The sequence below is a fragment of the Streptomyces sp. NPDC020801 genome (assembly GCF_044334385.1).
Taxonomy (GTDB): domain Bacteria; phylum Actinomycetota; class Actinomycetes; order Streptomycetales; family Streptomycetaceae; genus Streptomyces.
The window spans coordinates 288874-312441 of the sequence record NZ_JBIRST010000009.1 but is presented as its reverse complement, the minus strand read 5'-3'; the positions used below and the strand labels follow the sequence as shown (position 1 = coordinate 312441).

The window sequence follows — 23568 nt, the reverse complement described above, 5'->3', positions numbered from 1 at the left end:
AACGTATGCATCAGGGTCGTGCGTTCCTGTTGACGTAGCCAAGCGGAAGCAAGCGGCCGTCGGACGGAGCGCGTGTCGCACACGCGTGCAGCGGAAGCGGATCTACGACCACGGGGGTGGCAGGAGCGGCGCACACAGGGTGCGCCCGGAACGACACGACGAAGGGGCCGCAGCACCATGGCTGGACTCGCCGAATCCGGGTCGAACCCCGACGTCGACCTCCTTTACGACATCAATGGCCTGGCCAAGGACGCGCCGCACTGGTTCGACCGCGTCATGGAGTACGTCGGTGAGTACGGGCTGCTGCTCGCCATGGTGCTGCTGGTGCTCTGGTGCTGGTGGTCCGTGCGGCGGCGGGGTGGGGAACAGGCCGCGCCGTCGGTCGCCGCGCTGGTGTGGGCGCCGCTCGCGGCCGGCATCGCGGTGCTGGTGAACGTTCCGATACGGGGTTTCGTGCAGCGGCCCCGCCCCTTCCTCGACCATCAGGGCCTGGACGTCCTGGTGTCCGGGAAGACCGACTTCTCGTTCGTGAGCGACCACGCGACGATCACCATGGCGATGGGGGTGGCGCTGTTCGTCGCCGACCGTCGGTTCGGGCTGGTGGGGATCGGGCTGGCGCTGCTCGAAGGGTTCTGCCGGGTGTACATGGGCGTGCACTATCCGACGGACGTGGTCGGAGGGTTCGCGCTGGGGACGGCTGTCGCGCTGCTGCTGTCGCCTTTGGCCATGCTGCTGCTGACGCCGCTGCTGCGCGCCGTCGAGGCCTCCGCGTGGGGTGGGTGGCTGGTTCGGGCACGGGCGGCGCGTACCGGCCGGGACACGGAGGTCTCCTCCGGCCGGGCCGGGAAGCGCGCGTCGGCGCAGGAGCGTGACCTGGCGGCGTAGCCGGCGCCCGTCCTGCCGGCTGCGGCCCACCCGGGCTCCTACAGCCCCTGCGGGTAGGAGAAGAACCGCTCGGGGTCGTACTGCTGCTTCAGCTTGGCCAGGCGGGTCGCCGCGTCGCCGTAGTACGCCGTGCGCCAGTTCTTCAAGGTGGGGTCGGTGTAGTTCTGGTAGGCGGCGCCGGAGGCGTACGGCCGCATCGCGTCGTGGGCCGAGGTGAGCCAGGACTGGGCCGTCGTACCGGTCGTGCCGGCGCCCCAGGACGCTATGTACTGGGCCAGCATCCGTGAGCGGCGGTGCACGAAGGCCGTCGCCGTGGGGGAGACCCGGTTGACCGCCCCGCCCAGCGCGGTGAACGCGATGCTGCCCGCGCCGCCCCGCACCGACCGCATCTGTGCCAGCAGCGTCTGGATGCCGGCCGCCGGGATCGAGCGGTCGAAGAAGTCCGAGCGGGCCGCGTAGGTCTCCCGGCCGAGCCTGCCCTGTGGGGAGCGGCCCGGGGTCGAGCCCGGCAGATGGCACTGGGCGTCCGCCGGGAAGGACGAGCAGCCGGCGTAAGCCTCCATGGCCTCTTCGTAGGTGTGGCGCTTGAGGGACACGCTCGACGCCGCGCCGATCTTCGCGGCCAGGCGGTCCACGGCGTTCTGGAGTTCGCCGTAGGTGCCGAGCGAGAAGGCGGCGACGGACACCGTGGGGGTGCCGCCCGGCGTGTTCGCCAGGTGCAGGGACGACCAGATCTCGTCCGGCTGGCCCGGGCCCCACTCCTGCCAGGCGTTCAGTACCGCGGCCGCCTTCACCCACGGCCAGGTCAGGTACGCCGACACGGCCTGCGGCGCGGGATGGGTCGTGAACCGCAGTTCGGTCACCACGCCGAAGTTGCCGTTGCCGGCGCCGCGCAGTGCCCAGAACAGGTCCTTGTTCTCGGTGGCGTTGGCGATCAGCTGCCTGCCGTCCGCCGTGATGAGGGTGGCCTGGGTCAGGCTGTCGCAGGTCAGGCCGTAGGCGCGGGAGACGACGCCGTGGCCGCCGCCGAGGACCAGGCCGGAGACGCCGACGGTCGGGCAGGAGCCCGCGGGTATCGTCACGCCCTTCGCGGTGAGCGCGCGGTAGACGTCGATCAGCTTGGCGCCGGCGCCGACCACCGCCGAGGTGCCGCTCGCCCGGACCTGGTTGAGTTTGGAGACGTCGACGATCAGGCGGCCGTCGCCGGAGGACCAGCCCGCGTAGGAGTGGCCGCCGTTGCGGATGGCCACGCGGATGCGGTGGGCGCGGGCGTAGGACAGGGCCGTCCGGATGTCGCCGGCGTGCGCCACGTACGCGACCGCCGCGGGTTTCAGCCCGTCGAAGCGGGTGTTGTAGAGCTGGTGGGCCGTCGTCCAGGAGGTGTCGCCGGGGCGGAGCAGGGCGCCGTCCAGCTCGCGGGCGAGCGCGGCCCAGTTGGCGGCGGCCGCGGCGCCGGTGGTCCTCATCGACGTGCCGGAGGACGCCGCGGCGGAGGACGTCCCCGTGGCGGTCGTCCGGGCGGACCCCGACGACACCCCGTTCCCGCCGGCGCTGCACGCGGCCGTCGCGACCGCCGCGATCGCGGCCGCGCCGCCTGCCATGAACGCACGACGTTCCATACCTGCGCCTCCTGTCGGTTCCCGTGGATCGAGACGACCGCCCGGCCCGGCGGGTTCCAAGGGGTCGAAAGTCTGCCAGGGGGGCGAAGGTGTGTTCGGTGTTCGTTCGGCATCCGATCGGCATCCGATCGGCATCCGGTCTGCATCCGGTCTGCATCCGGGAATCCGGACGGCCGTAACCCCCTCGTCGGTACCTGCACGTGCCCTCCCCGTGAGCATTCCGTGACCTCACCGCACCGACGGCAGGGGTTCACCCCGCGTTCACTTCCGGCCATCGGCGGCTTCACCTCTTCTGCCTAATTTCGGCCTTACCCGGTGCTGATGCGCATGTCGGCGCATCGGTGTCGCCCACACTTCGCACGCCGCCGATCAGGACGGCGGCTCCTGGAAGGAACTCCCTCAAGTGAAGCTTCAGCGCAAGAACCGGCGGGCTCTCGCTCTCGGCGCTCTCGCCGTCTCCGGCGCCCTGGCCCTCACGGCGTGCGGCTCCGACAACAACAGCGGCGGCAGCGGGAACGGCGGGGGCAGTTCCTCCGCGGCCGCCGCGCCCGGCTCCATCAAGTGCGACAGCGCCAAGGGCCAGCTGCAGGCGTCCGGTTCCTCCGCGCAGAAGAACGCCATCGACGCGTGGGTCAAGCAGTACAGCCAGGCCTGCAAGGACGTGCAGATCAACTACAACCCGACCGGCTCGGGTGCGGGTATCACCGCCTTCCTGCAGGGTCAGACGGCGTTCGCCGGCTCGGACTCCCCGCTGAAGCCGGAGGAGATCACCCAGTCCGGCAAGGTCTGCTCCGGCGGCCAGGCCATCGACCTGCCCATGGTCGGCGGCCCCATCGCGGTCGGCTTCAACGTGCCGGGCGTGGACAGCCTCACCCTGGACCCGTCCACCATCGCCAAGATCTTCAACGGCAAGATCACCAACTGGAACGACGCGGCGATCAAGAAGCTGAACCCGAGCGCCAAGCTGCCCGACCTCAAGATCCAGGCGTTCCACCGCTCCGACGAGTCCGGCACCACGGACAACTTCACCAAGTACCTGATCGCCACGGCCAAGAGCGACTGGCCGTACTCGGGCGGCAAGGCCTGGCAGGCCAAGGGCGGCCAGTCCGCGCAGGGTTCCTCCGGCCTCGCGGCGCAGGTCAAGCAGACCTCCGGCGCGATCTCCTACTTCGAGCTCTCCTACGCCGCCGACGGCGTCAAGACCGTCGACCTGAAGACGGGCGCCGCCAACCCGGCCAAGGCCACCGTGGAGAACGCCACCAAGGCGATCGCCTCCGCCAAGGTCGTCGGCACCGGCAAGGACCTCGCGCTCAAGCTGAACTACCAGCCGACCGAGGACGGTGCCTACCCGCTGACCCTGGTCACCTACGAGATCGCCTGCGACAAGGGCAACAAGGCCGCCACCCTGCCGGCCGTGAAGTCCTTCCTCACCTACGTCGCGTCCGAGGACGGCCAGAAGCAGCTGACCGGCGCCTCCTACGCGCCGATCCCCGAAGAGATCGTCACCAAGGTCCGCACCACCATCGCGGGCCTGAGCTGATCTGAGCGTGCGGCCCGGTCCCGCCCTGATCGGGACCGGGCCGCACCGTCCGGTGCACCGCCGCCAGGAGCCGTACGCGCGTACGGCTCCGCAGACCGGAGAACCCGATGGACATATCCACACAGCAAACAGACGCTCGCGCGCCCCTCGGCCCGCCGGACCCGGCCGGGCACAGGCGCGCCGCCCGGGGCGCCACCCGACCCGGTGACCGCATCTTCCTCGGCCTGTCCCGCGGGTCGGGCATCGTGCTGCTGGTGATCATGGCCGCGATCGCGGTCTTCCTCACCTACCGTGCCGCCCTCGCCATCAGCAAGGACCACGGGAACTTCCTGACCACCTTCGAGTGGAACACCGGCATCCTGCCGCCCCAGTTCGGCATCGCCGTGCTGGCCTTCGGCACTGTCGTCTCGTCGATCATCGCCATGGCCCTCGCGGTCCCGGTGGCGGTCGGCATCGCGCTGTTCCTCACGCACTACTCCCCGCGCAGGCTCAGCGGCCCGATCGCCTACGTGATCGACCTGCTGGCCGCCGTGCCCTCCATCGTCTACGGCCTGTGGGGCGCCCTGGTCCTCGTGCCGCACCTGAACGGCCTGTACGGCTGGCTGGACGACTACCTCGGCTGGACCGGCATCTTCTCCTGGCAGGGCGGTGCGCCCCGCTCGCTGCTCACCGTGGGCATCCTGCTGGCGATCATGATCCTGCCGATCATCACCAACGTCAGCCGTGAGGTCTTCCGCCAGGTCCCGCGCATGCACGAGGAGGCCGCCCTGGCCCTCGGCGCCACGCGCTGGGAGGTCATCCGCATGTCGGTGCTGCCCTTCGGCCGCTCCGGCGTGATCTCCGCCTCGATGCTCGGCCTCGGCCGCGCGCTCGGCGAGACGATGGCCGTCGCCACCGTGCTCTCCCCGACCTTCGACATCCAGGCCAGCCTGCTCGACCCGGGCGGCGGCACCTTCGCCCAGAACATCGCGAGCAAGTTCAACGAGGCCACCGAGTTCGGCCAGGACGCGCTGATCGCCTCCGGTCTCGTCCTGTTCGTGATCACCCTGCTGGTCAACGGCGCGGCCCGCATGATCATCAACCGCCGCAAGGAGTACTCGGGGGCCAACGCATGACCACGCCAGCCGTCACCCACAAGCGCCGCAGCTCGCTGCGCGGTGCCAGCCTGCCGAAGTGGTTCCCGCTCGCCGTCATCGCGGCCTCGATCGCCGTGGCCGTGGCCATCGGGCTGGGCGCCGGCCTGCAGAGCAAGGTCCAGTGGGGCCTGATCGCGGCCGTCCTCGCCGTCCTCGGCACGTACGTGATCGCGGCCCGCGTCGAGGGCCGCAGGCAGGCCAGGGACCGCATCGCCACCAGCCTGGTCTGGGTCTGCTTCCTCGTCGCCGTCGTCCCGCTGGCCTCCCTGATCTGGGCCACCGCCAAGCGCGGTGCGAAGGTCTTCGACGTCTACTTCCTGAGCCACTCCATGGCGGGTGTCGCCGACACCGAGCCGGGCGGTGGCATCTACCACGCCCTGCTGGGCACCCTGGAGCAGGTGGGCCTGGCCACCCTGATCGCGGTGCCGATCGGGGTGCTCACGGCGATCTACCTGGTCGAGTACGGCCGCGGCCGGCTCGCCAAGGCCGTCACCTTCTTCGTCGACGTCATGACCGGCATTCCGTCGATCGTCGCCGGTCTCTTCGTCCTCAGTTTCTGGATCCTCATCCTCAAGATGGGCTACTCCGGCTTCGCCGGTTCGCTCGCCCTGGCGATCCTGATGATGCCCGTGGTGGTCCGCTCCACCGAGGAGATGCTCAAGCTCGTACCCAACGAGCTGCGCGAGGCCTCCCTCGCGCTCGGCGTCCCGAAGTGGCGCACCATCCTCAAGGTGGTCCTGCCGACATCCATCGGCGGCATCGCCACCGGTGTGATGCTGGCCATCGCGCGCATCACCGGTGAGACCGCTCCCGTGCTGCTGCTGGTCTGGGGTACGAACTTCATCAACAACAACCCCTTCAAGGACCCGCAGGCCTCGCTGCCGCTGTTCATCTACCAGCAGTACGCGAACAGCTCGGGCTCCGGCGCGGCCTACGACCGTGCCTGGGCGGCGGCCCTCACCCTCATCGCCTTCGTGATGATCCTCAACCTGGTGGCCCGCGGCATCGCCCGCTGGAAGGCACCCAAGACAGGTCGCTGACGCGGCCACAGCGACTGAGACGACTGGAAGTGAAGAAGTAGTCATGGCCAAGCGAATCGACGTGAGCGGGCTCACCGCCTACTACGGCTCCCACAAGGCGATCGAGGACATCTCGATGACCGTCGAGCCGCGTTCGGTGACGGCGTTCATCGGCCCCTCCGGCTGCGGCAAGTCGACGTTCCTGCGCACCCTCAACCGGATGCACGAGGTCACCCCGGGCGGCCGGGTCGAGGGCAAGGTGCTGCTCGACGACGAGGACCTGTACGGCACCGGGGTCGACCCGGTCTCCGTCCGCCGCGAGGTGGGCATGGTCTTCCAGCGGCCGAACCCCTTCCCCACCATGTCGATCTTCGACAACGTGGCGGCGGGCCTGCGACTGAACGGCGGCTACAAGAAGAGCGAGCTGAGCGACGTCGTCGAGAAGTCGCTCAAGGGCGCCAACCTCTGGAACGAGGTCAAGGACCGCCTCAACAAGCCGGGCTCCGGCCTCTCCGGCGGTCAGCAGCAGCGGCTGTGCATCGCCCGCGCGATCGCGGTCGAGCCGAAGGTGCTGCTCATGGACGAGCCCTGCTCCGCCCTGGACCCGATCTCGACCCTCGCCATCGAGGACCTGATCGGCGAGCTGAAGGAGCGCTTCACGATCGTCATCGTGACGCACAACATGCAGCAGGCGGCGCGGGTCTCGGACCGTACGGCGTTCTTCAACCTGGCGGCGGTGGGCCAGCCGGGCCGGCTGATCGAGATCGACGACACCGAGCGGATCTTCTCCAACCCGTCCGTCCAGGCGACCGAGGACTACATCTCGGGCCGCTTCGGCTGATCCCCAGGACCCCTCGCGGTGCTGCATGGCGGTGCCACCGCGAGGACGCAGAAGGGCCCGCCCCTGGCTCCCGGGGGCGGGCCCGTGCTGTTCTCTGGTCACGCGGTGGTGCGGTTTTCCTGGTCCCGCGGTGGTGCGGTGGGCCGCTCACTCGGCGACTTCGGTCCGCTCCCACCACCGGTAGACGGTGACCGGGCCCTCCTTGCTGTCCTGGTGGCGCGTGGTGACCTTGTAGTGCTCGTATCCCCCGAGGTGCGGGATCTTCAGTTCCTGCCCCGGAGGAACCACCGGCACCACCGTGCCCGCGAGATCCTCCGGTCCGCCTTCGAGGAGTGCCTTGGTAGTCATGCTTCCAGTGTCACCGCACTGGCCCGGGCGGCTACAGGAGCGCCAGGTTGATCAGCCAGAAGGCGCAGGCCGCGACGATCGCCGCCGCCGGCATGGTGATGAACCAGCCCATCACGATGTTCTTGGCGACGCCCCAGCGCACGGCGTTGACACGCTTGGTCGCGCCCACGCCCATGATCGCCGAGGTGATCACATGGGTGGTGGAGATGGGGGCCTTGAACAGGAACGCCGTCGCGAACATGATCGACGCGCCGGTGGTCTCGGCGGCGAAGCCCTGCGGCGGGTCCAGTTCGATGATCTTGCGGCCCAGGGTGCGCATGATGCGCCAGCCGCCCGCGTAGGTGCCCAGTGACAGCATGAGGGCGGAGATCAGCTTCACCCATACCGGGATCGGGTCGCCGTACTTCTCGACGTCGGCGATGACCAGCGCCATCACCACGACACCCATGGTCTTCTGGGCGTCCTGCAGGCCGTGCCCGAGCGCCATGCCGGCCGCCGACACCGTCTGCGCTATCCGGAAGCCGCGCTTGGCCTTGTGCGGGTTGGCCCGGCGGAAGATCCACATGATCGCCGTCATGACCAGGTAGCCGACGATGATGCCGACGATCGGGGACAGGAACATCGGAGTGACGATCTTGTCCAGCACGCCGGACCAGTACACCGTCGTACCGCCCGCCAGTGCCGCGCCCACCATGCCGCCGAACAGCGCGTGCGAGGAGGACGAGGGAAGGCCGAAGTACCAGGTGACCAGGTTCCAGACGATGGCTCCGAGCAGCGCCGCGAAGAGGATGGCCATCCCCTTGCCGCCGGTGGGCGTCTGGATCAGGCCCTCGCTGACCGTCTTGGCCACCCCGCTGCCCAGGAAGGCGCCGGCGAGGTTCATGACGGCGGCCATCGCCAGCGCGGCCCGCGGGGTGAGCGCGCGCGTCGAGACCGAGGTGGCGATGGCGTTTGCGGAGTCGTGGAAACCGTTGGTGTAGGCGAAGCCGAGTGCGACCAGGATGGTCAGTATCAGAGCGAAGGTGTCCATGGACGCCTCAGGACTCCTTGACCGCGATGGTCTCCACCGTGTTCGCCACGTGCTCGAAGGCGTCCGCCGCCTCCTCCAGTACGTCCACGATCTGCTTCAGCTTCAGCACCTCGATCGCGTCGTACTTGCCGTTGAACAGGTGTGCGAGGAGCTTGCGGTGGATCTGGTCCGCCTGGTTCTCCAGACGGTTCACCTCGATCCAGTACTCGGTGAGGTTGTCCATGGTCCGCAGGTGCGGCATGGCCTCCGCCGTGAGCTCCGCCGCCCGCGCCAGGACCTCGATCTGCTGCTCGACGCCCTTGGGCAGTTCCTCGACGTTGTAGAGGACGACCAGGTCGACGGCCTCCTCCATGAAGTCCATGATGTCGTCGAGGGACGACGCGAGGGAGTAGATGTCCTCGCGGTCGAAGGGCGTGATGAACGAGGAGTTCAGCTGGTGGAAGATCGCGTGCGTGGCGTCGTCACCTGCGTGTTCCGCGGCCCGCATACGCTCTGCGATCTCGGCCCGGGCGGAAGTGTCCGCCCCGAGCAGTTCCATCAGGAGTTTCGAGCCGGTGACGATGTTGTCCGCGGACGCGGCGAACATGTCGTAGAAGCTCGTCTCCCTGGGGGTCAGACGAAAGCGCACGTGGGGTCCTCGGGGTGCTTCGGTTTCGGTCAGGGTGATGCTAGGCGCATCATCCGGATACGGCTAAGGGGCCGTCCCCCAGTGTCGCCCATCAGGCACAGTGCTCGGCACGGGGGCACATGCCAAGGCTCCTCTACCCGGCGAAATTCGTTACCATATACCCGCCAGGGGTATGTCTTGAGTTCGTTTCCGAACTCCACGACGAGAGGGAGGCCGCGATGACGACCACCGAGGCCGGCGCGGTGGCGCCCTCCGGTACCACCGCCCAGGACAACGGCGCGCCCGAGCACGCCACGCACGGCTACCACAAGCAGAAGGACGAGCACCTCAAGCGGCTGCGCCGGATCGAGGGCCAGATCCGCGGGCTGCAGCGGATGGTCGACGAGGACGTCTACTGCATCGACATACTCACCCAGGTCTCCGCCTCCACCAAGGCCCTGCAGTCCTTCGCGCTGCAGCTGCTGGAGGAGCACCTGCGCCACTGCGTGGCGGACGCGGCCGTCAAGGGCGGTTCGGAGATCGACGCCAAGGTGGAGGAGGCCACGAAGGCGATCGGGCGGCTGCTGCGCACCTGAGGTTCACCGGGCGGTGCCGGACTCACGCTCCTCGGCCACCCGCAGCACCTCGTCGATGCTCTCCAGGCTGAGCCGCTCGCGGGCCGCCGAGGCCGCGATGATCAGCTCTCCGCACAGCTCGATCTCGGCGAGGGCCACGTGGTCCTGAACTGCCGTACCGCCGACCGGAGCCACGTGCGTCACCTCTTCTCTGCCGTCACCGACTTCCTAGGGTAGGGAGCGGCGCACACACCGCGCATGGCACGGAAGGGCTAGTTCGCCGGTCATTTCCGGCCCCCGGTGCCGGCCCCGGGGGCCGTTCATCTCTCGGCGATCAGCCCGGCGTAGATGTCCTTCGGGCGCGGCAGCGTCACGGCGACCGGGGTGCCGAAGGCGTAGAGCAGCGTCGTGGAGAAGACGGCCACGGTGCCCTGGCGCTGTCCGTTGACGAAGACGAAGCGCTGCCGGAGCTTGCGGATGCGTCCCTGCTCGTCGAGGTAGACGTCGAACGGGACGTCGGTCGTGGCGAACCCTTTCGCCGCCGCCTTCAGCGCCGCCGCGCCGGCCGCCGTGGCACTCCTCGCCGCGAGGGCGAGATCGGCGGTGCCCCGGTAGTGCAGCACCGCCGCCCCCGCCACCTCCGTCCGGCCCACGTACGTCGCCGTGCGCGTCCCGCGCAGCACCTCGGCGGCGGCGAACGGGTCGGTGGCGCCGCCGGTGACGAGGTTGCCGTCCGAGAGCGTGGCCGTGTCGACCCGCACCCACTTGTCGGCCGGCACACCCGCTCCCCGGTTCTTCATGTACAGGGCGCCCGGGGCGAGGAGTTCGGTGATCGGCCGGTGCTCGACGGACCCGGCCGGGTCCTGCGGCAGCACCACCGTCAGCTTCCCGAGCTGCCCGCGGAAGTCGTAGCCGCCCTCGCCGCGGATGGTCACCCGGGTGCCGCCGGTGGCCATCTCCATCGCCGTACGGGCCTTGGAGCTGGCCGCCCGCAACAGCGCGTCGGGGGCCTCGCGCAGGGTCCGCACCGGATCGCCGGCGGCCCGCGCGTCCTCGGCGGCCGCGCCGCTGCCGGAGCACCCCGTGGCGCACGCGCAGAGCACGAGCCCCGCCGCGAGCACCGCCCGGCCCGTCTGCCACTCCCGCCGCTGAGCCATCGCCTGCCTACCCCCGGTACGTCCGTCACGGGCCCCCTGTCGTCCGGTTAACGACGAGTAGGTGGCCCCGTCACGCGCCCGGAGGTGCCACAGGAAGCCGCAACCGTCCGTTCACCCGGCGTGGGTAGCGTTGTCGTCGTGGCGCTGCCGGAGGAACACCGTACGACCACTGCCGAACAGGGCCGGTTCTGTCTGGCCCGCTGCACCTGCGGCTGGCGCGGTCCCGCGCGCCGGGCCCGCAGCCTGGCCCGCACGGACGCGGAGGGGCACGCCCGGGAGCCGGACGCGGGGCCGGTGCGGTTCAGGTGAGACGCAGGACCGCCAGCAGCTCGTCGACCAGTTCGCGGTCGCGGAACTGGGTCAGGCGCTCACGGGCGGCGGCCGGGGAGAGCCAACGGAGGCGATCCACCTCCTTGTTGGGGGTGAAGCGGCCCGCCGTGGCCTCGGCGGCCCAGTAACGCACCTGCTTGGGGCGGCCGCCCGCCATGTAGGTCACCCTGCTCAGCTCCGGCCCGGGCACGGCGCTGCAGCCCGTCTCCTCCTCGACCTCGCGCAGGGCTCCGGCGAGCGGGTCCTCGCCGCGCTTGAGCTTGCCCTTGGGCCACGACCAGTCGTCGTACTTCGGCCGGTGGACGAGGCACAGTTCGAGAGCCCCGTCCCGCGGCGAGCGGCGCCACAGGACGCAGCCGGCCGCCCGGACGACCGTGCCCTCCGTCGCCGGCGTCCGTGCCGTCCGCCTGGTCCTTCCCGTCTCCCTCGTGCCCTTGGAGTCGTTGGCGTCCTTCGCGTCCTTCGCGTCCTTCGCGTCCTTCGGGTCCTTCGGGTCCCTTCGCAACGTCACCGGTGTTCACCGCCTCCTCAGTTGGCGCCGACCGCCTGCTTCTGCCACGACTGCTGGAAGGCGAACCTGGCCGCCTCCACCTCGTGCCGCTGGTCCGCGTGGAGCACGCCGAGCGCGTACGCCGTCGCCGGGGCGATGCGTGGGGTGCGGGCCGCCGAGGCCGCCGCCGCCGCGGCCTCCGAGGCGTCGCGGTGCCGGTTGAGGGCCTGACCGGCCGTCAGCAGACGTACGTCGACCGGGGCGCCGGAGGCGTCGGTGCCGTGCAGGGCCTCACGTGCGTAGCGGTGCAGACGCAGCAGCAGGCGGACCTGGTGCCAGGGCGCGTCCTGCGGATGCGGGGCCGGGTCCGGGGAGAGGCCGTGGATCAGCGCCTCCGCGTTGTACGGGCTGCCGGCGGTGACCAGGGGCAGCGCGGCGACGGCGTCCGTCAGGCGTTCCTCGGCCGCGGTGGCCAGGGGGCGCAGATTCGCGGCGGCGGCGGTGGAGGTGAGGGGGACGTCGCTGGCGAGTAAGGCGACTTTGTCCGCGACCGCGTGGAAGCGGCTCGACCCCAGGGCCTGCAGGGCCGTCGAGTGGGCCCGGGTGCGGGCGAGGGTGAGCTGGCGGTCGAGCAGGGCGCCCGCCTTGGCCGCGCCCACGGTGAGGTTGCCGCGGTCGGGGACTGCCGGGTGGGACGGGGAGCCGGCGCTGCCCCCCGGCACCGCCTCGACCACCGGCTGTGCGGGAAGTGCCACGGACCCCGACAGCCTGTGCAGCGCCAGCAACAGCCGCTCCAGCCGTGCCTGGTAGGCGTGCTCACGCGCCAGCGTGCCCGACAGCCAGGCCAGTTCCGGGCGCATCTCCTCCGACCAGGTCTCCTCCAGCAGAGGGCGGAAGGTGTGCAGGCTGCCGCTGATGCGGCGGGCCGAGCGGCGCAGGGCGCGCGCCGCGTCGACGGACTCCACCGTGCCGTTGCCCGTGCCGCCGCCGCTCTCGCGGTGCAGGCGCAGCGCCCGGAGGAACTCCGTGGCCTGGGCCCGCAGATAGCCCGCCAGGGCGCCGGCCGTGGGGGCACCTCCCTGCTCGAGCGAAGTCGGGAGCTTGGGGGACGGCCCGGTCGAGGGGTCCGTCGGGTCAAGGTGTTGCTGTGCCACGCCGGCGCCTCCGGGCGTCTATGAGCATCTCCTGGATGTTGCGCAGGGGTTGGCCGTCCGCGTCGGTCGCGTGCCGGGTCCAGTCGCCGTCCGGGCCGAGGTGCCAGGAGGCGGTGGTGTCGGACATGCCGGTTTCGAGGAGCCGGTTGAGCGCGGCTCGGTGGGCCGGGTCGGTGACCCGGACCAGGGCCTCGATACGGCGGTCGAGGTTGCGGTGCATCATGTCGGCGCTGCCGATCCACACCTCGGGCTCGCCGCCGTTGCCGAAGCCGAAGACCCGGGAGTGTTCGAGGAACCGGCCGAGGATCGAGCGGACGCGGATGTTCTCGGACAGGCCGGTGACGCCGGGGCGCAGGGCACAGATCCCGCGCACCCACACGTCGACCGGCACCCCGGCCTGGGAGGCCCGGTACAGCGCGTCGACGACCGCCTCGTCGACCATCGAGTTGACCTTGATCCGGATGAAGGCCGGGCGCCCCGCACGGTGGTGCTGGGCCTCCTTGTTGATCCGCGCGATCAGGCCGTCCCGCAGGGACTTGGGGGCGACCAGCAGCCGGCGGTAGGTCTCGCGGCGGGAGTAGCCGGAGAGCCGGTTGAAGAGATCCGAGAGGTCCGCGCCGACCTGCGGGTCGGCGGTGAGCAGGCCGAGGTCCTCGTACAGGCGGGCCGTCTTCGGGTGGTAGTTGCCGGTGCCGACGTGGCTGTAGCGCCGCAGGGTCTCGCCCTCCTGGCGGACCACCAGCGACAGCTTGCAGTGGGTCTTCAGACCGACCAGGCCGTACACGACATGGCAGCCGGCCTCCTCCAGCTTGCGCGCCCACTTGATGTTGGCGTGCTCGTCGAAGCGGGCCTTGATCTCGACCAGGACGAGGACCTGCTTGCCGGACTCGGCGGCGTCGATGAGCGCGTCGACTATGGGGGAGTCGCCCGAGGTCCGGTACAGGGTCTGCTTGATCGCGAGGACGTCCGGGTCGGCGGCGGCCTGCTCCAGGAAGGCCTGGACGGAGGTCGAGAAGGAGTCGTAGGGGTGGTGCAGCAGCACGTCCCGGCTGCGCAGCGCGGCGAATATGTCGGGGGCGGAGGCGGACTCCACCTCCGCCAGGTCCCGGTGGGTGCCGGCGACGAACTTGGGGTACTTCAGCTCGGGCCGGTCGAGGCTGTGGATGCGGAAGAGGCCGGTGAGGTCCAGGGGGCCCGGCAGCGGGTACACCTCGGCCTCGCTGATCTTCAGCTCCCGGACGAGCAGGTCGAGCACCTCGCGGTCGATGGACTCCTCGACCTCCAGACGCACCGGCGGCCCGAAGCGGCGCCGCATGAGCTCCTTCTCCAGGGCCTGGAGCAGGTTCTCGGCGTCGTCCTCCTCGACTTCGAGGTCCTCGTTGCGGGTGAGCCGGAAGGCGTGGTGCTCGAGCACCTCCATGCCCGGGAACAGCTCTTCGAGGTGGGCGGCGATGACGTCCTCGACCGGGACGTAGCGCCCGGGGGAGCTCTCCAGGAAGCGGGACAGCAGCGGCGGCACCTTGACGCGGGCGAAGTGGCGGTGGCCGGTGACCGGGTTGCGCACGACGACGGCCAGGTTCAGCGAGAGGCCGGAGATGTACGGGAACGGGTGCGCCGGGTCGACCGCCAGCGGGGTCAGCACCGGGAAGATCCGGTGTCTGAAGAGCGTGAACAGGCCGGCCTGTTCCTTCTCCGTGAGCTCGCTCCAGCGGACCAGGTGGATGCCCTCCTCCGCGAGGGCGGGTGCGACGTCCTCGTGGTAGCAGGCGGCGTGCCGGGCCATGATTTCGCGCGAGCGCGACCAGATCATCTCCAGCACCTCGCGGGGCTGGAGGCCGGAGGCGGACCGGGTGGCGACACCGGTGGCGATACGGCGCTTCAGACCGGCGACCCGGACCATGAAGAACTCGTCCAGGTTGCTGGCGAAGATCGCGAGGAAGTTGGCCCGCTCGAGCAGCGGGGTGTTCGGATCCTCGGCGAGTTCGAGGACGCGCTCGTTGAAGGCGAGCCAGCTGCGCTCCCGGTCGAGGAAACGGCCCTGCGGCAGCTGGACCCCGTCTGCCGGCGACTCCTCGTAGCCGTCGAGGTCGGCATCGATGTCGGGTTCCAGGTCGGAGACCGCGGCCGCCACGGTGTGCGGGCGGTGCGCGGCGATGGAGCCCACCGAGGGCTGTGCGTGCTGGACCTGTGCCTGGGTGTCTGGCTGGCTCATGGACCCATTCTTCCGCGCCAGGAGCGAGACAGGCGCGTCGGAGAGCGCGAGCGGGAGCACGGCGGCGATTCCCGCGGGGGGCGGCGAAGGCTCTGGCGCGGCGGGCTTCATTGCTGGAGCGTCGCAAGCCCGTCTGAATCACCGGTTACGGAGACATGACGTGCGGGATAGCGGGGGGCGGCCCGCAGGGACCGCCATGGCTCTCCGGGCCGGCCCCGTTCGGCCCGGGTCGGCGGGGACTGCCCTGGCTTTCCTGGGGCGGCTGCGCACGGTCGGCGGGGACTGCCCTGGCTCTCCGGGACCGCCTCCGGTCGGCGGGGGACCGCCCCCGCTCTCCCATGCCGCCGGCCGCCCCTGGTCGGCGGGTGCTGCCTGCGGCCGGCGGGTGCTGCCCGGCTCTCCCGGCTCTCCCGGCTCTCGGGGCTCCCCTGGCTGGCACCCCCGGTTCTCCGGGACCGCCGCTCTCCGGGGACGCTCGGCCCCCACTCTCACACGCTGCCCCGGGCCTCGGCGCCCGCTTCCTGCCTGCGACCGCCCTCCGGCCTCCGAGGCGCTCCCCGCTCTCAGGCCGTGCGGCGGCGCAGCAGTGTGAAGGCGGCGGCGGTGGCCAGGGCGGCGATCGTGAGGACGAGGGCGGTGGTGGTCAGCTGGAGGGGCCAGTAGTGGGAGTAGGGGTGGTACTCGGTGTAGAAGGCGGTGGCGTCCAGCTTGGCGTAGAGCGTGCGGCACTCGGGGACGATCGTCGAGCCGCAGCCGGGGTCGTGGATGTGCGCGCCGGTGGAGGTGACCAGTCCGGAGCCGACCTCGAGTCCGTCGAACGAGTAGCCCTCCCTGAGACCGGTGACGTGGGTGACGGCCGGCCACAGATGGGGCATGACCCAGGTCGCCGCGCCCCGCACGGCGCCGGCCACGCAGAGGGTCAGCGCCAGCGCGGGGAGTGTGCGCCGCGACAGCAGGCCCACCAGCGCGCCCGTGGCGAGGCCGGCCAGGGCGAAGGCGACCGTGGTCGGGCCGTTCGCGTGCAGGGTGATGTCGTCGGTCCAGGGCTTGGCGGTGTCGATCTTCCCGTGCCCCGCGGACCAGGCCAGGTGGTGCAGCGCGACCAGCAGACCGGTGCCCGTGGTGACCAGCGCGGCCGGGAGGGCCAGCTTGGCGGCCAGCCAGCGGGTCGGGGAGAGGGACTGGACCCAGGCGAGGTGCGCGGTGCCGTTCTCCAGTTCGCGGCCGAACAGTGCGGCGCCGGACCAGGCGGCCACCACGAACGGCAGGGCGGTGACACCGAGCGTCGTGTAGTTGTAGACGTCCTTGTAGCGCAGGATCGCGTCCTGGTCGTAGGAGCAGCGGGTGTTCATGTCGCAGGCGTCGTACTGCCGCCAGGCCGCCGCCGCGGCGTCGGTGAGCGGGCCCCACAGCCACAGCAGCGCGGCGGCCAGGACGAGGACGAGCCCGGCCCAGACGCACAGTGCGGGGCGGTGCAGGCGCAGCAGCCACGGGACGAGGCGCGGCCGTGCGGTGGGGCGCCGGGTGTCCGCGGGAACGGGCGCGGGGGCGGTCGAGGTGGTCGGGGCGGTCATGCGTGGGTCTCCTGGGACTCGGCCGGGGTGGTCATGCGACGGTCTCCCGGGACGTGGTCCGGGCGGGCGTGAGGGCCGGAGCCCCGGGGTTGCGCAGGTGGGCGAGGACAAGTTCCTCGAGGGAGGGCGCGAAGGCGCGCCAGCCGTCGGGGAGCGGGCCGCCGGGGCGGATCAGCGCCGTGAGCCCGCGGCCGGTCGTACGGGACTCCACGACGGTGTGGCCGGTCAGGTCGGCGCCGGCGGCAGCCGGGGTGGTCACGCGGGTGTGGGCGGCCAGCAGGTCGTCGATGTCGCCGGCCAGGCGGACCCGGCCGCCGCCGAGCAGCAGCAGGTGGTCGCAGGAGTCCTCGAGTTCGGCGACCACGTGCGAGGACAGCACGATCGTGGTGCCGTACTGCGCCGCCTGTCCCATGAGGGCGCCCATCAGGTCGTGCCGGGCGAGCGGGTCGAGGTCGGCCATCGGCTCGTCGAGCAGCAGCAGTTCGGGCCGCTTGCCCAGGGTCAGGGCGAGCGCGACCCGGGTGCGCTGACCGCCGGATAGGGTGCGGATGCGGGCCCGCGGGTCCAGGTCCCCCGCGGCCACTATCCGCTCGGCCCCGGCCGCGTCCCAGCGCCCGGGGTTGAGGTCGGCGCCCAGGCGCAGCATCTCGGCGACGGTGAGCTGCGGGTAGAGCGGCTTGTCCTGGGCGACGTAGCCCACGCGCGCGCGTGCCGTGGCCGGCTGGGTGCCGAGGACGGTGATCCGGCCCCCGGTGGGCGCGAGCAGCCCGGCGGCGAGGGCGAGGAGGGTGGACTTGCCGGCCCCGTTGGGGCCGACCAGGGCGCAGACGCGGCCGGCGGGCAGCCGGAAGGTGCAGTCGTGCAGTGCCCGGCGTGCTGTGCGCCGGCCGAATCGCCTGGCCAGCTCGGCTGCCTCCAGGGCCGTGCCGGTGTCGGTCATGACGGGTCTCCCTGCGAATGGGCTTCGCGCACGGCGAAGTGTCGGTCGAGTACGGCGGTGAAGAGTGCGGCCACGTCGTCCCGGTCCAGCCCGGCCCGGCTGGCCCGCTCGGCCCAGCCGTCCAGCTCCGCGCGCAGTGGGGAGTCGTCGGCGGGCGCGGTGCCCAGGGAGCGCCGTACGAAGGTGCCGAGCCCGCGCCGGGCTTCGACCAGCCCCTCGCGCTCCAGCTCGCGGTAGGCCTTCAGCACGGTGTTCGGGTTGATGGCGGTGGCCTCCACGACCTCGCGGGCGGTGGGCAGCTTGTCGCCGGGCTCCAGCAGCCCCAGGCGCAGGGCCTGTTTGGTCTGCTGGACGATCTGGACGTAGGTGGCCACGCCGCTGTGCCGGTCGATGCGGTACTCGAGCACCCGGTCCACCACCCTTTCACTAATTGAGTAGTGAAAGGGTGGTGGAATAGGTCCTGGAAAGTCAAGCGCCGGCGGGTGAACCGAACGGCCCCGCCCGTCCGATGAGGAGACGTGAGCACAACAAGAAGCGACGGGGAGCTGCTGCGGGCCATCGCGGCGGACGGGGACCGGCGCGCCTTCGAGGAGCTGTACCGGCGGTACGCCCCGTGGCTGACCGCCCGGCTGCGCGGCCGCTGTGCCGATCCCGCGCTGGTCGACGACGTCGTCCAGGAGACCTTCCTCGCCATCTGGCGGGGCAAGGCCCGCTACCGCGAGGTGGGCGACGCCCAGGACGCGGCGGGCTGGTTGTGGCGCATCGGCGCGCGGCGGCTGATCGACGCGCTGCGCGGCGACGGGGCGCGCGGCCGGCTGCGGCAGGCGCTGGCGCGGCTGCGGCACCGCGACGAGGCGTCCGCGGAGGAACGCGTGCTCGCCGGGGTTGAGCACGGGGACCTCGCGGGCGCCCTCACCCGGCTCTCGCCGGAGCTGCGGGCGGTCCTGCAGGCGACGGTGATCGACGGGCTCACCACCCGGGAGGCGGCCGTCCTGCTCGGCATTCCGGCCGGCACGGTCAAGACGCGGGCCCTGCGCGCCCGCAAGCAACTGCGGGAGGCGCTGGCATGAGCGGCGGGACGGATCCTCGTAGGGCCTGGCACGTGACCGAGGAGGACCTGCGGGCGTACGACCGCGGGCAGCTGGCCCCACCGCTGCTGTGGTCCGCCGACACGCACCTCGCCGGGTGCGCCGGGTGCCGGGCCCGGCTCGCCGCGCTCGCCGACCCGACGGCGCTGGACGCGGGCTGGGAGCGGCTGGACGCCGAGCTGGACGCGCCGCGTCCCGGGCTGCTCGAAGGGCTGCTGGTGCGGCTGGGGATGGCCGAACACACCGCGCGGCTGCTGGCCGCCACGCCGCTGCTGCGCCGGTCCTGGCTGCTGGCGGTGACCGCGGTGCTGGTGATGACCGCGGCGGCCGCCGACACGCTGCGCGCGCCGCACTCGCCCACCCTGTTCCTCGCCCTGGCCCCGCTGCTGCCGCTCGCGGGGGTGGCGCTGGCGTACGGGCCCACGCTCGACCCGACGTACGAGACGGCCGTGGTCGCCCCGCTGCACGGGTTCCGGCTGGTGCTGCTGCGTACGGTCGCCGTGCTGGTGGTCGGGCTCGGCCTGAACGGCCTGGCGACCCTCGCGCTGCCCGGCTACGGGCTGCGGGCGCTGGCCTGGCTGCTGCCCGCGCTCGCCCTCACCGCGACCGGGCTCGCGCTCATGCCCCGGCTCGGTCCCGTCCTCGCGCCCGCCCTGACCGGCGCGGGGTGGGCCGGGTTCCTGCTGGCCGCGGCCGCGACCGGGCACGGGGACGCGCCGCTGCCACCGTTCACCGCGGCCGGCCAGGCCGCCGCGGCCGCGGTGGCCGCTCTCGCCACGGGCCTGCTGTTCGTGCTGCGCGACCGCTTCGACTCGGCACCGGCGTCCTTCACCGGCTACTCCCCGGGGAGCCCGTCGTGAACCGCACGGCCTCTGCCCGCGCCGATCAGCCGCCCGGGAGGCTCCCCGTGCCGGCCGCCCCTTTCGTCCCCCCGTTCCTCTTCGACCCCTCGTACGGGAGCACCTCGTGACCGTCACCGTCTCCGCCTCCGGAATCACCCTTCGCTACGGGGGCACGCCCGCCCTCGACGACGTGTCGTTGCGGCTGGAGGAGGGCATCACCGCGCTGCTCGGGCCCAACGGGGCGGGCAAGACCACCCTGTTGCGGGTGCTGGCCACCGCCGTGCCCGCCGACCGGGGCGCCTTCACCGTGCTGGGCCACGACCCGGGCACGGCCGCGGGCCGCCTGGCGGTGCGCCGGGCGCTCGGCTACCTGCCGCAGAATCCCGGCTTCCACCCGGACTTCACCGCGTTCGAGTTCGTCGACTACGTGGCGATCCTCAAGGAGCTCACCGACCGCGCCGCCCGCCACCGCGAGGTGCGGCGCGTGCTGGCGGCGACCGACCTCGCCGACGTACGCGGCAGGCGCCTCAAGCGGCTCTCCGGCGGTATGCGGCAGCGGGTCGCCCTGGCCACCGCGCTCGTCGGCGACCCCCGCTTCCTCGTCCTGGACGAACCCACCGCGGGCCTCGACCCCGAGCAGCGGATGCGCTTTCGCGACCTGATCAGCCGCACCGGTGAGGGCCGCACCGTGCTGCTGTCCACCCACCAGACCGAGGACGTCGCGATGCTCTGCCACCGCGTGGTCGTCATGGCGCACGGCCGCGTCCGCTTCGAGGGCACCCCCGCCGAACTGACCGCCCGGGCAGCCGGCCGGGTCTGGAGCAGCACCGAACGCGACCCCGGGGCGCGCGCCTGCTGGCGTACCGGCACGGGCGTCTTCCGCAACGTCGGCGACCCGCCCGAAGGTGCCGACCTCCTGGAACCCACCCTGGAGGACGGCTACTTGCTCACCCTCGACGGCAGCGGGGCGGAGGTGGCGGCCCGATGAAGACGAACACGACGATCGTGCCCGCGGCCGCCCCGGTGGTCACCGTGGCGGCCCCCGAGGGCCCCCGGGCGCGGGCCGTTCTCGCCCTGGCCCGCTTCGAGGCCCGTGAACTGCTCCAGCAGATCCTGGTGCTGGTCTTCTTCCTGGTGTACACGGCCGCGACGGCCTGGCGGATGTTCTCCGGCCACCCGGGCTGGCACGAGCTCACCGGCCACGAGGGCATGGACGACTTTCCGGCCCTCCAGGACGCCGACCGGGCCACCCAGAGCGGTGCCATGCTCCTCGGCCTCGCCATGTTCGTCTGCGCCAACAGGGCCGCCCGCCGCTCCCGCCGCCGGGGCACCGAGCCCTACTTCGCCACCCTGGTCATGGAACCGTGGCGGCGCACGCTGGCGCACACGCTCTCGGTCGTCCCGTTCGCGCTGCTCACCGGCCTGGTCGTCGCCGTCCGCTTCGGCTGGGCGGCGCTGAAGCCCGGCGCGGTCGGCCACGGCTCCTTCTTCGAACTCGCCGTGGCCCCGCTGACGGTGCTGCTGTGCGGCGTCGCGGGCGTACTGCTGGCCCGCCTGATCCCCTCGGCCTTCGCCGCCCCGCTCTTCACGGTCGCCCTGTACGTGGCCACCATGTACTTCTGGGTGTTCGCGGACAACGTCCACTGGTCGCGCTGGCTGGCCCCGGTCGTGACGGAGGCCGGTGCCGACCCGGTCCCCTCCGCCCTGGTGGGCCGCCCGGCCGCCTGGCACGCCCTCTACCTGACCGGCCTCGTCGTCACCCTCGTGTGCGCCGCGCTGCTGCGCAGCGGCGGCCGCACCGCCCGCATCAAGGCGGTGACCGCCGTTGCGCTCGCCGCCACGGCCGCCGGGATCGCCGGCCAGTCCCCGGACCCGTCCGCCGCCCTCCAGCCGGCCCGCGTCCGGCTGTCCGACACCCCGGAGCAGCTCGAGTCCTGCACCGCACGCGGCGCCACGACGTACTGCGCCCTGCCCGAGTGGACCGGCCGCACCGGCGCCTGGGCGCGGACCACCGAGCGCGTCCGCTCCCTCGCGGGCGGCACCGCCACCGGCCGCCGGCTGACCGTACGGCAGCGCGTCGAGGCGCGCTACGGCCTCGACTCCGACTCCTCCACCGACCCGCTGACCACGCCGGACACCGTCACCGTCGGCACCCGCTGGGGCGGCAACCGCATCCCGGAGTACGCGGTCGGTCTCGCCTCCGTGCTGGTGGCGGGTGACGAGAAGGCGGGCGCGAAGGTGTGCGACGGCCGGGCCGTCACCATCATGTGGCTCGTCCTGGGCGCGGACCCCCGGCCCATGACCACCCTGCGCGACGTCCGGCTCGACGACAGCACCGAGGGCGGCGCGTACGTGCTGAGCCCCACCTCCGGCCTGATGATGAGCGCCGAACAGACGAACGTCGTGCGTGAGCTGCTGAACCGTCCCCGGCCGTCCGTCACGGCGGCGGTGAAGGCGCACTGGCCGGAGCTGACCGCTCCCGGCATCTCCACGGCACAGGCCGCCCGGGTACTGGGCGTACCGGCCGCGGCGAAGGGGACGGGCGGTGAGGACTCGTGCGGCGAGTGACCCCGGGGGCCGGCAGCGGTATGTGGACGGTGACCGCGGCTCTGCTGCGGCCGGTGTGGCGCTCGCTGCCGTGGCGGGCGCTCGGCGCGGCGGGCGGGCTGGGACTGCTGGTCGCCGGGGGCTCCCGGCTGCTGCCCGGCCAGGCGCGGGAGGCGGCCCTCGGCCTGGTGCTGCTGCGGCTGGTGGCGCTCGTCGGCGGGCTGGGGCTCGCGTTCCTGCTGGACGACCCGGCCCGGCCCACCACGGAGGCGGTACCGGTGCGGCGGCCCGTGCGGGCCGGGCTGCGCCTGGCGCTGGTCGCGCCCCTGCTGGCGGCGTGGTGGACGGCCACGCTGCTCCTGCTGCCGGCGGCGGCCCGCCCCCCGCTCGGCGCGGTCACCCTGGAGGCCGCCGCGACCGCGGGGGCCGCACTTGCCCTGGCTGCGTCCTCGGTGCGCTTCCGAGCGGAGCCCTCGCCCGGCACCGGCATGGCGGTCGCGCTGCTCACCCTGACGGTCGCCGTGCTGCTCCTGCCGCGCCGGTGGAGCCTGCTGGTACCGCCGAACGACCCGAACTGGGCGGTGGCGCACCAGTGGTGGGCGGTGATCCTGGGGGTGGCCGGGCTCGTGTGGGTGACCTGCACGCCGGAGCCCCTGAGCCGCCGGCCCCTGAAGGCCCGCCCCCCGGTCACGTCTCCGTGCGGTACATCAGGTCCGTCTCGTACGTCGTGAAGCCCAGCCGCTCGTAGACCGACACCGCCGCCTTGTTGTCGGCGTCGACGTACAGCATCGCCGTCGGCAGGCCCTGCCCGGCGAGGTGCCGCAGGCCGATCAGGGTGAGGGCCTTGCCGAGGCCGCCGCCCTGGGCGCCGGGGCGCACACCGAGGACGTACACCTCGCCCAGGTGCTCCTCCCGGTGAACCTTGGTCCAGTGGAAGCCGATCAGCCGCCCCTCGCGCTCGGCCAGGAAGAAGCCGCGCGGATCGAACCACGGTTCGGCCTTGCGGTCGTCGAGGTCCCGCTGGGTGAGGGAGCCCTGTTCGGGGTGGTGGGCGAAGGCCTCCGCGTTCACGGCGAGCCACGCGGCATCGTCCTGGCCGGGGACGAAGGCTCGTACCGTCACGTCCTCGGGCAGCGTCGGCTCGGGCAGGTCGAGGTCCGTCAACGGCCGCCGCATCTGGCGCAGTTCACGGAAGAGGGTGAGCCCGAGGACCTGGGCGAGATGCCGGGCGGCGGAGTGCCCGCCGTGCGCCCAGACGCGCAGCCGCTTGCCGGAGGCGGCCAGCAGCGCCGAGCCGAGCGCCCGCCCGTGTCCGTGCCCCCGGCGCGCCGGGTGGACGACCAGCTCCGCGGCGGGCGCCTCCACCGGGTCGGTGTCCTCCAGTTGGGCATAGCCGACGAGTTCGCCGTCGACGCTGAGCAGCAGATGGGACACGCCCTCGCGGGCGCCCCCGCGCAGTTGCAGCCGGCCCTGCTCGGACACCGCCTGCTGGCCGTCCTCGCGGGCGGCCTCCGCCAGCAGGTCGAGCACGGCCTGGGCCTGGTCCGGGGAGAGCTGGGAGCGAGTCTCGAGGGAGCGGGCGATCGGTGCGGTGTCGTCGCTGGTCATGCGTATGAGCGTACCGTGCCTTTCCC

The 23568-nt window shown here is 72.3% G+C and carries 24 protein-coding genes and 1 pseudogene; 12 read left to right on the top strand and 13 right to left on the bottom strand.

Going from position 1 to position 23568, the window contains the following annotated elements:
* Nucleotides 1–177 precede the first annotated feature (177 nt).
* Nucleotides 178–885: a phosphatase PAP2 family protein gene (locus ACH4UM_RS21215; RefSeq protein ID WP_398181351.1), complete on the top strand. Its 708-nt coding sequence runs from the start codon at nt 178–180 to the stop codon at nt 883–885.
* Between the two features lie 38 nt (nt 886–923).
* Here ACH4UM_RS21215 and ACH4UM_RS21210 read toward each other — a convergent pair whose 3' ends face one another.
* Complete coding sequence (locus ACH4UM_RS21210) at nt 924–2504, bottom strand: FAD-binding oxidoreductase (protein ID WP_398181348.1); 1581 nt, start codon at nt 2502–2504, stop codon at nt 924–926.
* A gap of 403 nt (nt 2505–2907) precedes the next feature.
* Between ACH4UM_RS21210 and pstS the strand changes: the two genes are divergently transcribed.
* From pstS to pstB, 4 genes are all read left to right on the top strand, one after another.
* Nucleotides 2908–4044: a phosphate ABC transporter substrate-binding protein PstS gene (gene pstS, locus ACH4UM_RS21205; protein ID WP_398181345.1), complete on the top strand. Its 1137-nt coding sequence runs from the start codon at nt 2908–2910 to the stop codon at nt 4042–4044.
* A 107-nt stretch (nt 4045–4151) separates the two neighbouring features.
* A complete protein-coding gene (gene pstC / locus ACH4UM_RS21200) occupies nt 4152–5159 on the top strand; it encodes a phosphate ABC transporter permease subunit PstC (protein WP_398181343.1) in 1008 nt (335 codons plus the stop codon).
* The gene (pstA, locus tag ACH4UM_RS21195; protein WP_398181340.1) at nt 5156–6220 is read left to right on the top strand and encodes a phosphate ABC transporter permease PstA; all 1065 of its coding nucleotides are present in this window, start codon (nt 5156–5158) and stop codon (nt 6218–6220) included. The genes pstC and pstA overlap by 4 nt, the downstream gene beginning before the upstream one ends.
* A gap of 43 nt (nt 6221–6263) precedes the next feature.
* On the top strand, nt 6264–7040 hold the full coding sequence (gene pstB / locus ACH4UM_RS21190) for a phosphate ABC transporter ATP-binding protein PstB (RefSeq protein WP_398181337.1): 777 nt from the start codon (nt 6264–6266) through the stop codon (nt 7038–7040).
* A gap of 147 nt (nt 7041–7187) precedes the next feature.
* On the opposite strand, the gene ACH4UM_RS21185 is transcribed toward pstB, so the two are convergent.
* Genes ACH4UM_RS21185 through ACH4UM_RS21175 form a run of 3 tightly spaced genes read right to left on the bottom strand, consistent with a single transcriptional unit; the run spans nt 7188 to nt 9046 of the window.
* Nucleotides 7188–7388, bottom strand: coding sequence for a DUF5988 family protein (locus ACH4UM_RS21185; RefSeq protein WP_398181335.1), 201 nt, complete (start codon nt 7386–7388; stop codon nt 7188–7190).
* A gap of 31 nt (nt 7389–7419) precedes the next feature.
* Nucleotides 7420–8418, bottom strand: a complete 999-nt coding sequence (locus ACH4UM_RS21180; protein WP_398181332.1) for an anion permease — start codon at nt 8416–8418, stop codon at nt 7420–7422.
* Between the two features lie 7 nt (nt 8419–8425).
* Nucleotides 8426–9046 carry a DUF47 domain-containing protein gene (locus tag ACH4UM_RS21175; protein ID WP_031154207.1) on the bottom strand — a complete coding sequence of 207 codons (621 nt, stop codon included), beginning with the start codon at nt 9044–9046 and terminating at the stop codon, nt 8426–8428.
* A gap of 218 nt (nt 9047–9264) precedes the next feature.
* Here ACH4UM_RS21175 and ACH4UM_RS21170 point away from each other — a divergent pair, with 218 nt between their 5' ends.
* On the top strand, nt 9265–9621 hold the full coding sequence (locus ACH4UM_RS21170; protein WP_398181329.1) for a metal-sensitive transcriptional regulator: 357 nt from the start codon (nt 9265–9267) through the stop codon (nt 9619–9621).
* A gap of 3 nt (nt 9622–9624) precedes the next feature.
* Here the strand turns inward: ACH4UM_RS21170 and ACH4UM_RS21165 are convergent, their stop codons facing one another.
* Together ACH4UM_RS21165 and ACH4UM_RS21160 are read right to left on the bottom strand one after the other, a co-directional pair.
* Entirely contained in the window at nt 9625–9804 is a 180-nt protein-coding gene (locus ACH4UM_RS21165) for a hypothetical protein (protein ID WP_398181326.1), read from the bottom strand.
* Between the two features lie 116 nt (nt 9805–9920).
* Complete coding sequence (locus tag ACH4UM_RS21160; RefSeq protein ID WP_398181324.1) at nt 9921–10757, bottom strand: hypothetical protein; 837 nt, start codon at nt 10755–10757, stop codon at nt 9921–9923.
* Nucleotides 10758–10895: 138 nt separating this feature from the next.
* Between ACH4UM_RS21160 and ACH4UM_RS21155 the strand changes: the two genes are divergently transcribed.
* Nucleotides 10896–11066, top strand: a complete 171-nt coding sequence (locus tag ACH4UM_RS21155) for a hypothetical protein (RefSeq protein ID WP_398181322.1) — start codon at nt 10896–10898, stop codon at nt 11064–11066.
* Here the strand turns inward: ACH4UM_RS21155 and ACH4UM_RS21150 are convergent.
* From ACH4UM_RS21150 to ACH4UM_RS21125, 6 genes and pseudogenes are all read right to left on the bottom strand, one after another.
* Nucleotides 11059–11460 (bottom strand): annotated as a pseudogene (locus ACH4UM_RS21150) (NUDIX hydrolase); the annotation flags it as partial. The gene ACH4UM_RS21155 and the pseudogene ACH4UM_RS21150 overlap by 8 nt on opposite strands.
* Before the next feature lie 155 nt (nt 11461–11615).
* Complete coding sequence (locus ACH4UM_RS21145; RefSeq protein ID WP_398181319.1) at nt 11616–12731, bottom strand: CHAD domain-containing protein; 1116 nt, start codon at nt 12729–12731, stop codon at nt 11616–11618.
* Nucleotides 12712–15054 carry an RNA degradosome polyphosphate kinase gene (locus ACH4UM_RS21140; RefSeq protein ID WP_398181316.1) on the bottom strand — a complete coding sequence of 781 codons (2343 nt, stop codon included), beginning with the start codon at nt 15052–15054 and terminating at the stop codon, nt 12712–12714. The genes ACH4UM_RS21145 and ACH4UM_RS21140 overlap by 20 nt, the downstream gene beginning before the upstream one ends.
* A gap of 452 nt (nt 15055–15506) precedes the next feature.
* On the bottom strand, nt 15507–16517 hold the full coding sequence (locus tag ACH4UM_RS21135) for an ABC transporter permease (RefSeq protein WP_398181313.1): 1011 nt from the start codon (nt 16515–16517) through the stop codon (nt 15507–15509).
* Nucleotides 16518–16548: 31 nt separating this feature from the next.
* Nucleotides 16549–17457 carry an ABC transporter ATP-binding protein gene (locus ACH4UM_RS21130; RefSeq protein WP_398181310.1) on the bottom strand — a complete coding sequence of 303 codons (909 nt, stop codon included), beginning with the start codon at nt 17455–17457 and terminating at the stop codon, nt 16549–16551.
* The gene (locus tag ACH4UM_RS21125) at nt 17454–17864 is read right to left on the bottom strand and encodes a GntR family transcriptional regulator (protein WP_398181442.1); all 411 of its coding nucleotides are present in this window, start codon (nt 17862–17864) and stop codon (nt 17454–17456) included. Before ACH4UM_RS21125 ends, ACH4UM_RS21130 begins: the two co-directional genes overlap by 4 nt.
* Before the next feature lie 111 nt (nt 17865–17975).
* On the opposite strand from ACH4UM_RS21125, the gene ACH4UM_RS21120 reads away from it, so the two are divergent.
* The 5 genes from ACH4UM_RS21120 to ACH4UM_RS21100 all read left to right on the top strand — a co-directional run bounded on the left by ACH4UM_RS21120 (nt 17976) and on the right by ACH4UM_RS21100 (nt 22665).
* The gene (locus ACH4UM_RS21120) at nt 17976–18527 is read left to right on the top strand and encodes an RNA polymerase sigma factor (protein WP_398181307.1); all 552 of its coding nucleotides are present in this window, start codon (nt 17976–17978) and stop codon (nt 18525–18527) included.
* Nucleotides 18524–19405: a zf-HC2 domain-containing protein gene (locus tag ACH4UM_RS21115; protein WP_398181304.1), complete on the top strand. Its 882-nt coding sequence runs from the start codon at nt 18524–18526 to the stop codon at nt 19403–19405. Before ACH4UM_RS21120 ends, ACH4UM_RS21115 begins: the two co-directional genes overlap by 4 nt.
* Before the next feature lie 106 nt (nt 19406–19511).
* A complete protein-coding gene (locus tag ACH4UM_RS21110; protein WP_398181302.1) occupies nt 19512–20375 on the top strand; it encodes an ABC transporter ATP-binding protein in 864 nt (287 codons plus the stop codon).
* Nucleotides 20372–21955, top strand: a complete 1584-nt coding sequence (locus ACH4UM_RS21105; RefSeq protein ID WP_398181299.1) for an ABC transporter permease — start codon at nt 20372–20374, stop codon at nt 21953–21955. The genes ACH4UM_RS21110 and ACH4UM_RS21105 overlap by 4 nt, the downstream gene beginning before the upstream one ends.
* A 20-nt stretch (nt 21956–21975) precedes the next feature.
* Nucleotides 21976–22665 carry an ABC transporter gene (locus tag ACH4UM_RS21100; protein WP_398181439.1) on the top strand — a complete coding sequence of 230 codons (690 nt, stop codon included), beginning with the start codon at nt 21976–21978 and terminating at the stop codon, nt 22663–22665.
* On the opposite strand, the gene mshD is transcribed toward ACH4UM_RS21100, so the two are convergent.
* On the bottom strand, nt 22622–23542 hold the full coding sequence (mshD, locus tag ACH4UM_RS21095; RefSeq protein WP_398181296.1) for a mycothiol synthase: 921 nt from the start codon (nt 23540–23542) through the stop codon (nt 22622–22624). The genes ACH4UM_RS21100 and mshD overlap by 44 nt on opposite strands.
* Between the last annotated feature and the right edge of the window lie 26 nt (nt 23543–23568).

Excerpts from the sequence above, each read along its gene's own strand:
- ACH4UM_RS21215 (WP_398181351.1), top strand. The coding sequence starts at position 178 with ATGGCTGGACTCGCCGAATCCGGGTCGAACCCCGACGTCGACCTCCTT.
- ACH4UM_RS21210 (WP_398181348.1), bottom strand. The coding sequence starts at position 2,504 with ATGGAACGTCGTGCGTTCATGGCAGGCGGCGCGGCCGCGATCGCGGCG.
- pstC (WP_398181343.1), top strand. The coding sequence starts at position 4,152 with ATGGACATATCCACACAGCAAACAGACGCTCGCGCGCCCCTCGGCCCG.
- pstA (WP_398181340.1), top strand. The coding sequence starts at position 5,156 with ATGACCACGCCAGCCGTCACCCACAAGCGCCGCAGCTCGCTGCGCGGT.
- pstB (WP_398181337.1), top strand. The coding sequence starts at position 6,264 with ATGGCCAAGCGAATCGACGTGAGCGGGCTCACCGCCTACTACGGCTCC.
- ACH4UM_RS21185 (WP_398181335.1), bottom strand. The coding sequence starts at position 7,388 with ATGACTACCAAGGCACTCCTCGAAGGCGGACCGGAGGATCTCGCGGGC.
- ACH4UM_RS21180 (WP_398181332.1), bottom strand. The coding sequence starts at position 8,418 with ATGGACACCTTCGCTCTGATACTGACCATCCTGGTCGCACTCGGCTTC.
- ACH4UM_RS21170 (WP_398181329.1), top strand. The coding sequence starts at position 9,265 with ATGACGACCACCGAGGCCGGCGCGGTGGCGCCCTCCGGTACCACCGCC.
- ACH4UM_RS21160 (WP_398181324.1), bottom strand. The coding sequence starts at position 10,757 with ATGGCTCAGCGGCGGGAGTGGCAGACGGGCCGGGCGGTGCTCGCGGCG.
- ACH4UM_RS21140 (WP_398181316.1), bottom strand. The coding sequence starts at position 15,054 with ATGAAGCCCGCCGCGCCAGAGCCTTCGCCGCCCCCCGCGGGAATCGCC.
- ACH4UM_RS21135 (WP_398181313.1), bottom strand. The coding sequence starts at position 16,517 with ATGACCGCCCCGACCACCTCGACCGCCCCCGCGCCCGTTCCCGCGGAC.
- ACH4UM_RS21130 (WP_398181310.1), bottom strand. The coding sequence starts at position 17,457 with ATGACCGACACCGGCACGGCCCTGGAGGCAGCCGAGCTGGCCAGGCGA.
- ACH4UM_RS21115 (WP_398181304.1), top strand. The coding sequence starts at position 18,524 with ATGAGCGGCGGGACGGATCCTCGTAGGGCCTGGCACGTGACCGAGGAG.
- ACH4UM_RS21105 (WP_398181299.1), top strand. The coding sequence starts at position 20,372 with ATGAAGACGAACACGACGATCGTGCCCGCGGCCGCCCCGGTGGTCACC.
- ACH4UM_RS21100 (WP_398181439.1), top strand. The coding sequence starts at position 21,976 with ATGTGGACGGTGACCGCGGCTCTGCTGCGGCCGGTGTGGCGCTCGCTG.
- mshD (WP_398181296.1), bottom strand. The coding sequence starts at position 23,542 with ATGACCAGCGACGACACCGCACCGATCGCCCGCTCCCTCGAGACTCGC.